Genomic DNA, 15,925 nt, shown 5'->3' with positions numbered 1-15,925 from the left:
GACGCTCTTCTCAGGGGGGCGGGATCAACCGGCCCGCAGGCCGGGGTCAATGATCAAGGATTAATTCGCCGGTACGGCCACAGGGCTGCTGACGGCGGCCTCAGGGCGCGAGTCAACCGACAGCGGAACCTGCAGGCGCTTGAGGCGCAATGCGTTGCCAAGCACGAAGACACTGGAAAGCGCCATCGCCGCTGCGGCGAAAATCGGCGACAGCAAGCTGCCGTTCACCGGGTACAGCACCCCGGCCGCGACCGGGATCAACAACGCGTTGTAGGCAAAGGCCCAGAACAGGTTCTGCTTGATATTACGAATGGTCGCTTGGCTCAGGGCGATGGCATTCGGCACGCCGCGCAGGTCGCCCGACATCAGCACCACGTCGGCCGCTTCAATTGCCACATCAGTCCCCGTACCGATGGCCAGCCCAACGTCGGCTTCGGCCAGGGCCGGGGCGTCGTTGATGCCGTCACCGACGAACGCGACCCGGGCGCCCTCACTGCGGAATTTCTTCAGGGCCGCCACCTTGCCGTCGGGCAGGACTTCAGCAGCCACTTCATCGATGCCCAGCTGTTTGGCAATCGCGGCGGCGGTGGCCGCGTTGTCGCCGGTAATCATCGCAACCTTGAGTCCCAGCGCGTGCAGCGCCTTGATGGCTTCGGGCGTCGACTCCTTGATCGGGTCGGCGACCGCAATCACCGCGGCCAGCCGGCCGTCGATCGCCGCATAGAGCGGACTCTTGCCCTGCTCACCGAGGCGCTTGGCCGTGGGCAGGAAACTCGACACATCAAGACCGAGCTGGGTCATGAAGCGATCCGCGCCAACCGCGACGGTACGGCCCGTCACAGTGGCAGAGACACCGAAGCCGGGTGTGGCGTCGAAGCGCTCAACCGGAGCGACCTTGAGCTCGCGCTGCTCTGCCGCCGCCACAATAGCTTCGGCAATCGGATGTTCGGAGCGGGTCTCGACCGCGGCCACCAGGGCCAGCACTTCGTCGTATTCAAAGCCCTCGGCGGTGATCAGGTCGGTCAGTTCCGGGCGGCCTTTGGTCAGGGTGCCGGTCTTGTCGACCGCAACCACGGTCACATCGCGCAGCGCTTGCAAGGCTTCGCCCTTGCGAAACAGCACGCCGAGCTCGGCGGCCCGTCCGGTACCGACCATAATCGAGGTCGGTGTGGCCAGGCCCATGGCGCAGGGGCAAGCAATAATCAGCACCGCCACGGCGTTGACCAGGGCAAAAGTCAGCGCCGGCTCCGGGCCGAATACCAGCCAGGCCAGAAAGGTCAGCGTGGCCGCGACCATCACCGCCGGCACGAACCACATGGTCACCTTGTCGACCAGTGCCTGGATCGGCAGCTTGGAGCCTTGTGCCTCCTCCACCAGGCGGATGATCTGGGCCAACACGGTATTGGCGCCGATCTTGGTGACGCGGAAGCTGAATGCGCCGGTCTTGTTGATCGTACCGCCGACCACTTCGCTGCCGACCCCTTTGGACACGGGCACCGGTTCGCCACTGATCATGCTCTCGTCAACGTAGGAAGAGCCCTCGATGACTTCGCCATCGACCGGCACCTTCTCGCCCGGACGCACAAAGACGATATCGCCAGTGGTGACCTCATCGAGGGCAACTTCGAGGGTCTTGCCATCGCGTTCGACACGCGCAGTCTTGGCTTGCAGCCCGACCAGACGCTTGATGGCTTGCGAGGTCTTGCCCTTGGCCCGGGCCTCCAGGGTACGCCCCAGCAGGATCAGGGTCACGATGACCACCGCCGCCTCGAAATACACGTTGGCGGTGCCTGGCGGCAGCACTTTGGGAACGAAGGTGGCGACCACCGAATAGCCATAGGCGGCCGCCGTGCCGACCGAGACCAGCGAGTTCATGTCGGGAGCGCCACGCAACAACGCGGGCACGCCCTTGTGGAAGAAACGCAGCCCCGGGCCGAACAGAACCAGGGTGGCGAGCCCAAACTGGATGTACCAGTTGGTCTGCTGGCCGATGTTTTCCATCACCCAATGGTGCATCCCGGGGATCAGGTGCGAGCCCATCTCCAGGATGAACACCGGCAAGGTGAGGAGCGCCGCAATCAGCAAGGACCAGCGCAATCCACGGGCTTCGCGCTCACGGCGGTCACTGTCTGGATCGTCTGCCCCCGGTGTTTCAGAAGACAAACGGCGAGCGCTGTAGCCAGCCTGTTTGACCGCCGCTTCCAGGTCGGCGGCCGCGACCATTCCAGCCAGGTAGCGCACGCGAGCGCGCTCGGTGGCCAGGTTGACGTTGGCTTCGAGCACCCCCGCAACTTTTTTCAGCGCCTTCTCGACACGGCCAACGCACGAGGCGCAGGTCATGCCCTCGATTGCCAGTTCAAGGGTCTCCTCGCGAACCGCATACCCCGCGCGCTCAATGGCACTGACCGCCGCCTGCGGATCCGCCTGGCCGCTGAAGGTGATATCGGCGCGCTCGGTGGCAAGGTTGACCGCAGCGGAGTCGATGCCGGGCACTGCTTTCAAGGCACGCTCGACCCGACCGACGCAGGAGGCGCAGGTCATGCCCTCGACCGGCAGACTCAGGCGACTGGAGGCCATGGGTGATTTGGAACCTGGTTGAACCGCAACAGAAGCCATTGGATTACCCCTCTAATGTGCTATTGACGAAAAGCTTGAAGCTTCCCAAGAGGGGAAGGTCAAGGCCTGGTGCTGATTTTTTCCACAAAAGACAGGTTTTCACCGCCACCCGCGCCGCTACAGTCCTGATCCCCACGCGCACAAACCTCCCAGCCGCCCCCCAGTGCCTTGTAGATGCTGACAACCGCCAGGCGCTGATTGGTGCGGGCGACCACCAGCGCACGCCGGCTGGTGAAGTCGGACCGTTCGGCCTCCAGCACATCCAGGTAAAAGCCCTCGCCTTCCGAAAAACGCTCCCGCGCAAGACGCGCGGCCTCGCGATTTGCCGCTGACTCAAGCAGCCGCAGCTCCAGGATTTTGCCCGCCGCGCCATAGCCTTTGAAGGCATCGTCGGTTTCTTGCAGGGCGCGCAATAGCGTCTGGTCGTAGAGCAGCAACGCTTGCTGGCTGCGGGCCTCGCTGGCGGCAATCCGCGCGCGCACCCGCCCGCGATCGAGCAGCGACCAGCGAATCACCGGGCCAATGAAGTTCGAGGGCGCTCCAGAGTCGTTCAACCCATCGAGGCTGCCGGCCACCAGCCCGAGCGAACCGCGTACATGAACCTCGGGATACAGACCGGCGGTCTCCACGCCGATCTGGGCCGTCGCTGCCGCAAGGTTGCGTTCGGCTGCGGCAATATCGGCGCGTCGCGAAAGGAGCCCGGCGGGGTCCCCGACCCCGATGGTGTGAATGACCAGGGTTTGCGCCTCTGGCGGGGCAGCCGGCAAGCGGAATGTCTGCGGCGACTCGCCGAGCAGTACCGCCAAGGCGTTGTTGGCGGCGGCACGGCGGCGCTCCAGGTCCGGCGCGGTGGCCTCGACATTGCGCAATAACGCCTCGGCACGCAGCCGGTTGAACTCGTGGGCGGAGCCTGCGCTGACAAGGCGCTCGACCATATGCAGGCTTTCGCGCTGGTTTTGACTGATGTCGTCAACCACTGCCAGCTCGACTTCAAGACCGCGCAGCTCGAACCAGGTCTGTGCCACCGCCGCCGCGACACTGGCCTGCACTTCACGCAGCAACGCCTCGCGCGACCCCGCTTGTGCCTGCGCCGCTTCCACGGAGCGCCGCACACGGCCAAACAGGTCGATTTCCCACGCGGCATCGACTGACGCGCGATAGGTTTCGATATGCCGATCCTGCCCAGCGGGGGTTTCAGCGTCGCTCCGCTTGAAGCTCTCATAACCCATGGCTGGCCCGCCGCTCGGCAGGAAGCTCTGGCGGTTCTCGCGCAAAATGGCCTTGGCTTCTTCGAGGCGCATGGCGGCGATGGCAATGTCATGGTTGGCGGCGAGTGCGCGCTGAATCAAGGTCACCAGCGCCGGCTCATCAAAGGCGCGCCACCACTGCACCTCCACATTCCCCGGGCCGAGCCCCGCGGAGGTCTCGCCGAAACTGACGGGATAGTGCGCCGTCGCCGAAGGCGCAGAATAGTCGGGCCCTACCGCCGCGCAACCGCCCAGCAGCAAGGCCGCGCCGAGCGGCATCAGCAGGTTCTGAAAGGGGCTTCTCATGACGTACTCTCCTCCAGGCGCGGCTGCGATTTGGCTCTGTACTGCTCGAAACGAACCGTCAGGCCGCGGATCACCACATAGAAAACCGGTGTCAGGAGCAAGCCGAACACGGTCACCCCGAGCATCCCGGCAAACACCGCGACGCCCATGGCCTGGCGCATTTCGGCCCCGGCGCCGCTGGCCAGCACCAGCGGCACGACCCCGGCGATAAAGGCCAGCGAGGTCATCAGGATTGGCCGCAACCGCAACCGGCAGGCCTCGACCACCGCTTCCAGCGTGCTGGATCCCTGGGCTTCCAGCGTTCGGGCAAACTCGACAATAAGAATGGCGTTCTTCGCCGCCAGGCCGACCAGCACAACCAGGCCAATCTGGACGAAGACGTTGTTGTCGCCATCCACCAGCCACACACCGATGATTGCGCTCAACAGACACATCGGCACGATCAGCAGCACCGCCAGCGGCAGCAGCCAGCTGTTGTACTGCGCCGCGAGGATCAGGTAGGCGAGCAGCACACACAGCGGGAAAATAAACAGCGCGCTATCACCGGCCAGTTTTTGCTGGTAGGTCAGGTCGGTCCATTCAACGCTCATCCCTTCTGGCAGCACCTCCTTGGCCAGACGCTCCATGACCGCAACCGCTTGCCCCGAACTGACGCCGGGCATCGCGCCGCCGGTGATGTCGGCCGAGGGGTAGCCGTTGTAGCGGATCACCCGGTCCGGGCCGGAACTCGGCGAAACCGTGACAAACGAAGACAGCGGCAACATCGCCCCCGCCTCGTTGCGAACCTGCAAGCGGCCGATGGCCTCGGCCTGCATGCGATGGTCGGCATCGGCTTGTGCGGTCACCTTGTAGGTGCGGCCAAAGCGGTTGAAGTCGTTGATGTAGAGCGAGCCCAGGTAGACCTGCAGCGACTCGAACACATCCGCCAGCTTCACCCCCTGGCTTTTGGCCTGGGTCCGGTCAATGACCACATCGAGCTGCGGCGCATTGATGTCGAAGCTGGTCATCAGCCCCGCCAGCTGGCCGGTCTCGGTGGCTTTCATCATCAGGATCTGGGTCTGCTGGACCAGGGCTTCAAGCCCGGCGCCACCACGGTCTTCGACCTGCATTTTGAAACCACCGGTAGCCCCCAGGCCAGGCACCGGCGGTGGCGGGAACACGCCGAGAAAGCCGTCGGGGATTGTGGCAAATTGCGCCTGCAGGCGCCCGGCAATGGCGGTCGCCCCGAGGTCAGGCGTCGCACGGTCCTTGAACGGGTCGAGCATGACGAAAATGACCGCCGCGTTCGGCACGTTGACAAAGCCATTGATCGACAGCCCGGGGAAGGCAACGACGCTTTCAACGCCAGGTTCCGCCAGCGCGATCCTGGACATTTGCTTGACCACGTCCTCGGTGCGATCCAGCGATGCCCCGTTCGGCAACTGGGCGATGCCGACCAGATAATACTTGTCCTGCATCGGCACAAAGCCCGGCGGAACCGCCTGGAAACCGAAGAACGTCAGCCCCAGCAGCCCCACGTACGCCAGCAGTGCCACCCCACGGACCCGCACGACCTTGCGCACGATGTCGCCATAAGCCCCCGGAACACCCTGGAAGGGCCGCCCCAGTACTTGCAACACACGCACCGCGCGCCCTGCAAGGCTATGCGGGTCGCGGGCGACCTGAGCCTGACGTGGACGCAACAGCATGCCGGCGAGTGCCGGGCTCAGGGTCAGCGAGTTGACCGCCGAGAGAATGGTCGAAATGGCGATGGTCAGCGCGAACTGGCGATAAAACTCGCCCTGCAAGCCACTCAGGAACGCGGTCGGGATAAACACCGCCGCGAGCACTGAGGTAATCGCAACGATCGGCCCGGTCACCTCATCCATGGCACGCCTGGCGGCCTGGGTGGGAGGCTCGCCATTTTCGATATGGCGCTCGACGTTCTCGACCACCACGATCGCATCGTCGACGACGATACCGATGGACAGTACCAGGCCAAACAATGACAAGGTGTTGAGGGAAAACCCCATCAGGTGCATGACGGCAAAAGTACCGACCAGTGATACCGGCACGGCCATCAACGGGATCAGCGAAGCCCGCCAGTTGCGCAGGAACACCACGACCACGATGACCACCAGCAGGATCGCTTCCAGCAACGTGGTCGCCACCGTCTCCAGCGAGGCGCGGACAAACACCGTCGGGTCATAGGCAATGCGCGAGGTGAGCCCTGCCGGGAAGTTGCCTTCAAGCCGCTGTATGGTTTCGCGCACCGCCTGGGAAACATCCAGCGCATTCGCCCCCGGGCTCTGAATGATCTGCAGTGCCACCGCCGGTTCGCCATCGAGCAAACTGCGCAGTGCGTAGGCATCGCCGCCCATCTCGATGCGTGCCACATCGCGCAGGCGTGTCACCTGGCCGTTTTGACCGGTGCGGATGATGATGTCACCGAACTGCTCTTCGTCGCTCAAGCGCCCAAGGGTGTTCACGGTGATCTGGAATGCCGCAGTGGAATCAGGCGCCTGGCCAACCGAGCCGGCCGCCACCTGTACGTTCTGTTCGCGTACGGCGGCAATCACATCGCCAGCGGTCAGCCCGCGTGCGGCAATCAGGTTCGGGTCGAGCCACAGGCGCATGCTGTACTCGCCGGCGCCCCACACCAGCACATCGCTGACCCCCTGGATACGGGACAGTTCGTCGCGAACCTGGAGGTAGGCATAGTTCGAGATGTACAGGGGGTCGTAGCGTTTGTCGGGCGACAGCAGATGAACCACCATCAAGATGTCCGGCGAGGTCTTCTGCGTCACCACGCCCTGGCGCTGCACCTCTTCGGGCAACCGCGACAGCACCCGCGAGACCCGGTTCTGCACCTGGACCTGGGCCATGTCGGCGTTGACCCCCTGGGCAAAGGTGACGGTGAGGATCATCCGGCCATCGGTTGCCGATTGCGACGACATGTACAGCATGCCCTCCACCCCGGTGATCGCCTGCTCAAGGGGCGCCGCGACGGTTTCCGCGATGACCTTGGGGTTGGCGCCCGGATAGGCGGCGGTCACTTGCACCGTGGGGGGCGTCACGGCCGGGTATTCACTCAGTGGCAAGTGGAAGAAGGCCACTGCGCCCGCGATCATCATCAATACCGAGAGGACGATGGCAAAGATCGGGCGATCAATGAAGAAACGTGGAAAAGTCATGGCGTGACTCCCACGGTTTGCGACAGATCGATCGGCGTGCCATCAATTTCGGCCAGCTTCGGCGTGATCTGCATATCCGGGCGGACCAGCCCCTTGACGACAATGCGCTCCCCGGCTTGCAGGCCTTGCTTGATGACACGCAAGCCATCGACCATCGGCCCCAGTTCCACGGGCCGGTATTGGGTCTTGTCGCCGTCGCCGACCACCAGTACATAGCGGCTGCCCTGGTCGGTGCCAATTGACTGATCGGACACCAGCACCTGATTCTGCGCGGCGCCGGTGTCCAGCTTGACCTTGGCAAAAAGCCCCGGCGTCAGTTGGCCATCCGGGTTGTCGACAATCGCGCGGACCCGCACCGTGCCTGTCCCACGATCGGCCGTGTTGGACAGGAAGTCGAGGCGGCTGGCGCGTGAATAGGTCTTGTCGCTCAGTAGCGCCACCATGACCTTCGGCGCCTGCGAGGCCTTGGCCGTTGCCTTGGCTCGCCCGGGGGCAAGGGCGCTCAGGTAGGTGCGTTCGTCGACATCGAAATACACATGCAGCGGGTCGACCGAGACGATCGTGGTCAGGGGCGTCACGCCACTGGTGACATAGTTGCCCTCAGTGACTTGCGCATGCCCAACACGGCCACTGATCGGTGCGGTGACGCGGGTGAAGCTCAGGTCCAGTTGCGCCGCCTCCAGCGCCGCCTTGGCGGCGTCCACTTGGGCCTTGCCTGCATTACGCGAGGCAATCGCCGTGTCCAGGCGATCGCGGGCGACGACTTTTTTGACGAACAACTGTTCAGCCCGGACATGTTCCGCCTGGGCCAGCAATGAGGCGGCCTCAGCCTCCCGCAGGCGCGCCGTGGCCACATTCACCGCCGCCTGGAATACCCGCGGGTCAATGAGAAACAGCCGGCTGCCTTTCTCCACCAGGCGCCCTTCCGGCACGCTGACGTCCTGAATATAGCCGGCGACGCGCGGACGTAGTTCGACCCGCTCGATGGCGGTGAGTGAACCGGTGAACTCGACAAATGGCGTCACCGGGCGAACGATCACCTGTGCAACCGGGACACTGGGGGGTTGTGGCGGCCCGGCGGAGGGCACTGTCTCCTTGCAGCCAGCCAGCGTGAGCGCGACACCTATCGCCGCAGAGATCAGGGTTATGTGAGTGAGCTTCATCGTGTGCCTTCCTGGGCTGGATTCGACTTGGGTTCGCTGAGATGAAACAGCTTTCGCAGCGGTTATCGGGCTTGACACGTCAGGAAGGTCAACCTTTTTTTTCGCGCTTCACGGATGGCCGGGGCCCTATCGCAGGCACAGGCCAGCCCCCTGTTTGAACCGCCGGCCTGCTGCCAATGCAGGGAGGCTGAACAAAGTGCTGGATTCGCACTATATTGGTGCAATAGGTTGCACAAACGCCCCGTTACCAACCCATTTTGGGTCGAAATCTCCCGTGCAGGCTGGCAGAGCGCCATAATTTCGCGCCTAAAGCCCCCATTTCAGGGCTTTTACGCTTCTTTTCGGAGCCTTGGTTTGTTTTTTGCATTTTCCTGGTATCAGCGTGAGCCTCAAGCCCGCGCCTTGCTCCAAAAGAGGTCCTAATGACCATCAGCGACGCACTGCACCGCTTGCTACTCGACAACCTGACCACCGCGACCATCCTGCTCAACGGCGAACTGCGCCTTGAGTACATGAACCCTGCGGCGGAAATGCTCCTGGCCATCAGCGGCCAGCGCAGCCATGGGCAATTTATCAGCGAGCTGTTCACCGAGTCCGCCGAGGCCTTGAGTTCCTTGCGCCAGGCCGTGGAGCAGGCCCACCCGTTCACCAAGCGCGAAGCAATGCTCACCGCCCTTACCGGCCAGACGCTGACTGTCGACTACGCGGTCACCCCGATCCTGAGCCACGGCACCACGTTGCTGTTGCTGGAGGTGCACCCCCGCGACCGCCTGCTGCGCATCACCAAGGAAGAGGCGCAGCTGTCCAAGCAGGAAACCAGCAAGATGCTGGTGCGCGGCCTGGCCCATGAGATCAAGAACCCGTTGGGCGGGATTCGCGGCGCCGCGCAGTTGCTGGCCCGCGAGCTGCCGGATGAGCACCTCAAGGACTACACCAACGTCATCATCGAAGAAGCCGACCGCCTGCGCAACCTGGTGGACCGCATGCTGGGCTCCAACAAGCTGCCATCGCTGGCGCTGACCAACGTGCACGAGGTGCTGGAGCGTGTCTGCCAGTTGGTGGAGGCCGAAAGCCAGGGTTGCATCACCCTGGTGCGCGACTATGACCCGAGTATTCCCGACGTGTTGATCGACCGTGAGCAGATGATCCAGGCGGTGCTCAATATCGTGCGCAACGCCATGCAGGCCATCAGCAGCCAGAACGAGCTGCGCCTGGGCCGCATCAGCCTGCGCACCCGCGCCTTGCGCCAGTTCACTATCGGCCATGTGCGCCATCGTCTGGTGACCAAGGTCGAGATCATCGACAACGGCCCGGGCATCCCGGCCGAACTGCAAGAAACCATTTTCTTCCCGATGGTCAGTGGCCGCCCGGACGGTACCGGGCTGGGCCTGGCCATTACCCAGAACATCATCAGCCAGCACCAGGGCCTGATCGAATGTGACAGCCATCCCGGCCACACGACTTTTTCGATCTTTCTGCCACTGGAACAAGGAGCCCCATCGACATGAGCCGTAGTGAAACTGTGTGGATCGTCGATGACGACCGTTCCATCCGCTGGGTCCTGGAGAAAGCCTTGCAACAGGAGGGCATGACCACCCAGAGCTTCGACAGCGCCGACGGGGTGATGAGCCGCCTGGCGCGCCAGCAGCCCGACGTGATCATCTCCGATATCCGCATGCCCGGCGCCAGTGGCCTGGATTTGCTGGCGCGGATCCGCGAGCAGCACCCGCGCTTGCCGGTGATCATCATGACCGCGCACTCGGACCTGGACAGTGCTGTCGCGTCCTATCAGGGCGGCGCCTTTGAATACCTGCCCAAGCCGTTCGACGTCGATGAGGCGGTAGCGCTGGTCAAGCGCGCCAACCAGCACGCCCAGGAACAGCAAGGCCAGGCCGTGGCGCCGACCCTGACCCGCACCCCGGAGATCATCGGTGAAGCACCGGCGATGCAGGAAGTGTTTCGCGCCATCGGGCGCCTGAGCCACTCCAACATCACCGTGCTGATCAACGGTGAGTCCGGGACCGGCAAAGAGCTGGTGGCCCATGCCCTGCACCGCCACAGCCCACGGGCCGCCTCGCCGTTCATCGCGTTGAACATGGCGGCGATTCCCAAGGACTTGATGGAATCCGAGCTGTTCGGCCATGAGAAAGGCGCGTTTACCGGCGCGGCCAACCTGCGCCGCGGCCGGTTTGAACAGGCCGATGGCGGCACGCTGTTTCTCGATGAAATCGGCGACATGCCGGCCGACACCCAGACCCGGCTGTTGCGGGTGCTGGCCGACGGTGAGTTCTATCGTGTCGGCGGCCATACGCCGGTCAAGGTCGATGTACGCATCATTGCCGCGACCCACCAGAACCTGGAAACCCTGGTACACGCCGGCAAGTTTCGCGAGGACTTGTTCCACCGCCTGAATGTGATCCGTATCCATATCCCGCGCATGTCGGACCGTCGCGAAGATATCCCGACCCTGGCCCGCCACTTCCTCAGCCGCGCCGCCCAGGAGCTGGCGGTGGAACCCAAGCTGCTGAAGACCGAGACCGAGGAATACCTGAAGAACCTGCCGTGGCCGGGCAACGTGCGCCAGCTGGAGAACACCTGCCGCTGGATCACGGTGATGGCGTCCGGGCGCGAAGTGCATATCAGCGACTTGCCGCCGGAGCTGTTGAACCTGCCGCAGGATTCGGCGCCGGTGACCAACTGGGAACAGGCCTTGCGCCAATGGGCCGACCAGGCCCTGGCCCGTGGCCAGTCCAACCTCTTGGACAGCGCCGTGCCGACCTTTGAGCGGATCATGATCGAGACCGCCCTCAAACACACCGCTGGCCGGCGGCGTGATGCCGCCGTGCTGCTGGGCTGGGGCCGCAATACCTTGACCCGCAAGATCAAGGAGTTGGGGATGAAGGTCGATGGTGGGGATGATGACGAGGGTGAAGAGGGCTGAACACAGCCCTCCAGGCCAGTAAAGATCCCCTGTGGGAGCGGGCTTGTGTGGGAGCTGGCTTGCCTGCGATGGCGCTGGGTCAGCCAGTAAATATGGCACTGATACACCGCTATCGCAGGCAAGCCAGCTCCCACAGTTGTTTCGTGTGCACCGCTTCAACGCACCATGAACCGGCATCGCGCACACATTCAACGCCCGGATGAAATACCCACTGAACCCCGAAAACACCAAAGCCCCGTAATCCGGGGCTTTGCGCTTTCTGAATAAGATTTTTGGGCCACCACCCAACTCTGGCACGCCCCCTGCAATAACCCTGGTACTACCCAGTTTCGGGGACCTTGGTACAGGCAGGCCGAGAATCCCCTCTTTAATTCGAGTTTCAAACCGTTTTGGGAGCCCTGGTACAGGCAGGCCGGGAACTCCCTCTTTTATTGCTCCAGGAGATCGATCTCCAGTCGCCAGCGGTCATCGACCGCCTGGCCCGACCACTCCCCGCGCAGCGGCCGCGCCGCCACCAGGTTCAGCAGCAAGCCGGCATCGGTCTTGCGCACGCGCCAGTTCACATCCTTGTCATTGACCTTCAATTGCCCCGCCTGCGCAGGGCCCTGGGCGTCGAACAGCAGCGCCACGGTGCCGTCGATATGCTCGCCGTGCAGCTTTGGCTCGTGGTTGAACCACACCACCAGGCCGTCGGTGGCGGGCTCGACCTGCAGCAAGGCGGTCGGGTCCGGGGTGGTCAGGCGACCGATCATCAAGCCCACCATCAGGCCGACAATCGCCAGCGAGCCCAGGACCCTGGGCAATAGCTTCGGCCTGGGGTCGTCTTCAGGGGTAGAATGCGCTGCATCTTTATCTTCGGAGCCGTGCATGTTTCACGTCATCCTTTTCCAACCAGAAATTCCGCCGAATACCGGCAACGTTATCAGGCTGTGCGCCAACAGTGGCTGCCACCTGCATTTGATCGAGCCGCTGGGCTTCGAGATGGACGACAAGCGCCTGCGCCGCGCGGGCCTGGACTATCACGAGTACGCCACCCTGCAGCGCCACGCCGACCTCGCCAGTTGCCTGGAGAGCCTGGGCCAGCCGCGCCTGTTTGCGTTCACCACCAAGGGCTCGCGGCCGTTTCATGATGCCAGCTTTGCCGAGGGGGACGCCTTTCTGTTCGGCCCTGAGAGCCGTGGCCTGCCGGCAGACGTACTCGACGCCCTGCCCGACGGCCAGCGCCTGCGTTTGCCGATGCGTGAGGGCTGCCGCAGCCTGAACCTGTCCAACACCGTGGCCGTCGCGGTCTACGAGGGCTGGCGCCAGCTCGGGTTCAAATAACCCCCCAAAACCAAATGTGGGAGCGGGCTTGTGTAGGAGCCGGGCTTGCCCGCGATGCAGGCACCTCGGTGTGTCAGTCACACAGAGGTGATGCTATCGCAGGCAAGCCAGCTCCCACACAAGCCCGCTCCCACATGGGATCGACGTGCCGCTTACTGAACCGTCGGTGCGCCTTCCTGTTGCATGCGCTGCAGCTCTTGCGCATACAGGGCATCGAAGTTCACCGGGGCCAGCATCAAGGCCGGGAACGAGCCACGGGTGACCAGGCTGTCCAGGGTCTCACGGGCATACGGGAACAGGATGTTCGGGCAGAACGCGCCCAGGGTGTGGCTCATGGACGCATCGTCCAGGCCCTGGATCAGGAAGATACCGGCCTGCTGCACTTCAGCGATGAAGGCCACTTCTTCGCCGTTCTTGACGGTGACCGACAGGGTCAGCACGACTTCGTGGAAGTCACCTTCCAGCTGCTTCTGACGGGTGTTCAGGTCCAGGCCGACGCTTGGGGTCCACTCCTGGCGGAAGATCGCCGGGCTTTTCGGCGCTTCAAACGACAGGTCACGCACGTAGATACGCTGCAGGGAAAATTGTGGGCCTTGAGCCTCTTCTGCTGCCGCTTCGGTGTTCGGTTGGTCAGTCATCGCGCAGATCCTTCTTGATCTTGGGGTCTTTTAGGGTATTGGAGTCAGACGTGAAGCAGCGCGTCCAATTTACCGGCGCGCTCCAGGGCGAACAGGTCGTCGCATCCACCGATGTGCCTGGAACCGATCCAGATCTGCGGAACGGATGAACGCCCAGCCTTCTGGGTCATCTCGGCACGCACCGCCGGCTTGCCATCGACCTTGATCTCATCGAAGGCAACCTGTTTGCTCTGGAGCAACTGCTTGGCTCGCATGCAATAGGGGCAATAATCGCTGGAATAAATGACAACCTGGCTCATATCACTTCACCAACGGCAGGTTATCGGCGCGCCAGCTGGAGATACCACCCGACAGCTTGGCGGCGGTGAAACCGCTCTTGAGCATTTCGCGGGCATGGCCACCGGAATGCTGGCCCTGGGCGTCGACCAGGATAATGGTCTTGGCCTTGTGCTTTTCCAGCTCGGCGATGCGGGCAATCAGCTTATCCTGGGGAATATTCAGCGCGCCGACGATATGACCGGCGGCAAAGTCCTTGACTGGGCGGATATCGACGACAACGGCCTGGTCCTTGTTGACCAGCGCAGTCAGCTCGGCGGTGCTGAGGCTACGGCCGCCACGGCTCACTTCATGAGCAATCAGCAGCGCCAGCAGTACGACGAAGGCACCGACCAGCAGATAGTGAGAGGTAGCAAATGCAATCAGGTGATCAACCATCAAGGAGGTTCCAGGGCGTTAAAATGGCGGTAAGTATACACAGCCGCCATGGGGGGCCAACCCCCGTAAAGCGGTGACGGCATCGGAACTTCGCTTTAAACTGCCACTCCCTTTTCAATCGCCTTCCTTTAATACCGCCGCGAGAGGATCTATGACTACCACGCCTAAACCTTTGGTCCTGATGATTCTCGATGGCTTCGGTCACAGTGAAAACCACCACGACAACGCCGTATTCGCGGCGAACAAGCCCGTGCTGGACCGCTTGTGCGCCAGTGTCCCCAATGGCCTGATCTCCGGTTCGGGCATGGACGTCGGCCTGCCGGACGGCCAGATGGGCAACTCTGAAGTCGGCCATATGAACCTGGGCGCCGGACGAGTGGTCTATCAGGACTTCACCCGCGTGACCAAAGCCATCCGCGATGGCGAGTTCTTCGAGAACCCGACCCTCTGCGCCGCGGTGGATAAAGCCGTCGCCGCCGGCAAGGCCGTGCATTTGATGGGCCTGTTGTCGGACGGTGGCGTGCACAGCCACCAGGACCACCTGGTGGCCATGGCCGAACTGGCCTACCAGCGCGGTGCCGAGAAGATCTACCTGCACGCCTTCCTCGATGGCCGCGATACCCCGCCCAAAAGCGCGCAATCGTCCATCGAGCTGCTGGACGCCACCTTCGCCGCCCTCGGCAAGGGCCGCATCGCCAGCCTGGTCGGCCGCTACTTCGCCATGGACCGCGACAACCGTTGGGACCGCGTGTCCCAGGCCTACAACCTGATCGTCGACGGCAACGCCGAATTCAACGCGGCCACCGCCCAGCAAGGCCTGGCAGCCGCCTACGCCCGTGGCGAGAGCGATGAGTTCGTCAAGGCCACCACCCTCGGCGAGCCGGTGAAAGTCGAAGATGGCGACGCCGTGGTGTTCATGAACTTTCGCGCCGACCGTGCCCGCGAGCTGAGCCATGTGTTTGTCGATGACGATTTCAAAGACTTCGCGCGCGCGCGCCAGCCGAAAGTCGAGTTCGTGATGCTCACCCAATACGCCGCCAACATCCCGGCCCCGTCGGCTTTCGCCCCGGGCAGCCTGGAAAACGTGCTGGGCGATTACCTGGCCAAAAACGGCAAGACCCAGCTGCGCATTGCCGAAACCGAGAAATACGCCCACGTCACGTTCTTCTTCTCCGGCGGGCGTGAAGAACCGTTCCCGGGCGAAGAGCGCATCCTGATCCCATCGCCGAAAGTCGCCACCTACGACCTACAACCGGAAATGAGCGCGCCGGAGGTGACCGACAAGATCGTCGACGCCATCGAACACCAGCGTTATGACGTGATCGTGGTCAACTACGCCAACGGCGACATGGTGGGCCACAGCGGTAACCTGCAAGCGGCGGTCAAGGCCGTGGAATGCCTGGACTTGTGCGTAGGCCGGATCGTCGAGGCCCTGGAAAAGGTCGGCGGCGAAGCACTGATCACTGCCGACCACGGCAACTGCGAGCAGATGTCCGACGAATCCACCGGCCAGGCCCACACCGCCCACACTACCGAGCCGGTGCCGTTCATTTATGTGGGCAAGCGCGACTTCAAGGTGCGCGAAGGCGGCGTGCTGGCGGACGTGGCACCAACCATGCTCATGCTGATGGGCCTGGAGAAACCTGCCGAGATGACCGGTACCTCGATTCTGGTCTGACTCTCAAACCCACCATTAACAATGTGGGAGCGGGCTTGCCCGCGATAGCCATAGGTATCTACACAACTCTCTTCTCGGTCTGTGTACATATCCATTGCTGCGATAACGGCCGGTCAGCCAATACAT

12 protein-coding genes are annotated in these 15,925 nt (G+C 63.2%); 4 read left to right on the top strand and 8 right to left on the bottom strand.

All coding sequences use genetic code 11. The annotated features are described in order from the left end of the window. Positions 1–60: 60 nt before the first annotated feature. From BLL38_RS05695 to BLL38_RS05680, 4 genes are read right to left on the bottom strand one after another with little or no spacing between them, the layout of a single operon-like run. Complete coding sequence (locus tag BLL38_RS05695) at positions 61–2,616, bottom strand: heavy metal translocating P-type ATPase (protein WP_076961666.1); 2,556 nt, start codon at positions 2,614–2,616, stop codon at positions 61–63. Between the two features lie 59 nt (positions 2,617–2,675). After that, positions 2,676–4,169 (bottom strand): efflux transporter outer membrane subunit, encoded by a 1,494-nt coding sequence (locus BLL38_RS05690; RefSeq protein ID WP_076961665.1) that lies wholly within the window; start codon positions 4,167–4,169, stop codon positions 2,676–2,678. Continuing rightward, on the bottom strand, positions 4,166–7,342 hold the full coding sequence (locus BLL38_RS05685; protein WP_076961664.1) for an efflux RND transporter permease subunit: 3,177 nt from the start codon (positions 7,340–7,342) through the stop codon (positions 4,166–4,168). Before BLL38_RS05685 ends, BLL38_RS05690 begins: the two co-directional genes overlap by 4 nt. After that, entirely contained in the window at positions 7,339–8,505 is a 1,167-nt protein-coding gene (locus BLL38_RS05680) for an efflux RND transporter periplasmic adaptor subunit (RefSeq protein WP_076961663.1), read from the bottom strand. Before BLL38_RS05680 ends, BLL38_RS05685 begins: the two co-directional genes overlap by 4 nt. Positions 8,506–8,927: 422 nt before the next feature. Between BLL38_RS05680 and glnL the strand changes: the two genes are divergently transcribed. After that, on the top strand, positions 8,928–10,013 hold the full coding sequence (gene glnL, locus BLL38_RS05675; protein ID WP_076961662.1) for a nitrogen regulation protein NR(II): 1,086 nt from the start codon (positions 8,928–8,930) through the stop codon (positions 10,011–10,013). Then, a complete protein-coding gene (gene ntrC, locus BLL38_RS05670; RefSeq protein ID WP_076961661.1) occupies positions 10,010–11,446 on the top strand; it encodes a nitrogen regulation protein NR(I) in 1,437 nt (478 codons plus the stop codon). Before glnL ends, ntrC begins: the two co-directional genes overlap by 4 nt. 428 nt (positions 11,447–11,874) lie before the next feature. On the opposite strand, the gene BLL38_RS05660 is transcribed toward ntrC, so the two are convergent. Beyond that, positions 11,875–12,315, bottom strand: a complete 441-nt coding sequence (locus BLL38_RS05660) for a hypothetical protein (RefSeq protein WP_076961660.1) — start codon at positions 12,313–12,315, stop codon at positions 11,875–11,877. Here BLL38_RS05660 and BLL38_RS05655 point away from each other — a divergent pair. Beyond that, positions 12,314–12,769, top strand: coding sequence for a tRNA (cytidine(34)-2'-O)-methyltransferase (locus BLL38_RS05655; protein ID WP_057437141.1), 456 nt, complete (start codon positions 12,314–12,316; stop codon positions 12,767–12,769). The two genes, BLL38_RS05660 and BLL38_RS05655, sit on opposite strands and share 2 nt — an antisense overlap. A 152-nt stretch (positions 12,770–12,921) precedes the next feature. Here the strand turns inward: BLL38_RS05655 and secB are convergent, their stop codons facing one another. Genes secB through BLL38_RS05640 form a run of 3 tightly spaced genes read right to left on the bottom strand, consistent with a single transcriptional unit; the run spans position 12,922 to position 14,121 of the window. Further along, entirely contained in the window at positions 12,922–13,407 is a 486-nt protein-coding gene (gene secB / locus BLL38_RS05650; protein ID WP_029295909.1) for a protein-export chaperone SecB, read from the bottom strand. A 44-nt stretch (positions 13,408–13,451) separates the two neighbouring features. Further along, on the bottom strand, positions 13,452–13,706 hold the full coding sequence (grxC, locus tag BLL38_RS05645) for a glutaredoxin 3 (RefSeq protein ID WP_076961659.1): 255 nt from the start codon (positions 13,704–13,706) through the stop codon (positions 13,452–13,454). Between the two features lies 1 nt (position 13,707). Beyond that, a complete protein-coding gene (locus tag BLL38_RS05640; protein WP_076961658.1) occupies positions 13,708–14,121 on the bottom strand; it encodes a rhodanese-like domain-containing protein in 414 nt (137 codons plus the stop codon). Positions 14,122–14,272: 151 nt separating this feature from the next. Here BLL38_RS05640 and gpmI point away from each other — a divergent pair, with 151 nt between their 5' ends. Then, positions 14,273–15,799, top strand: coding sequence for a 2,3-bisphosphoglycerate-independent phosphoglycerate mutase (gpmI, locus tag BLL38_RS05635; RefSeq protein WP_076961657.1), 1,527 nt, complete (start codon positions 14,273–14,275; stop codon positions 15,797–15,799). The last annotated feature ends 126 nt before the right edge of the window (positions 15,800–15,925 follow it).

The organism is Pseudomonas gessardii, from assembly GCF_001983165.1.
Classification (GTDB): domain Bacteria; phylum Pseudomonadota; class Gammaproteobacteria; order Pseudomonadales; family Pseudomonadaceae; genus Aquipseudomonas; species Aquipseudomonas gessardii.
This window is presented reverse-complemented; position numbering and strand designations above follow the sequence as displayed.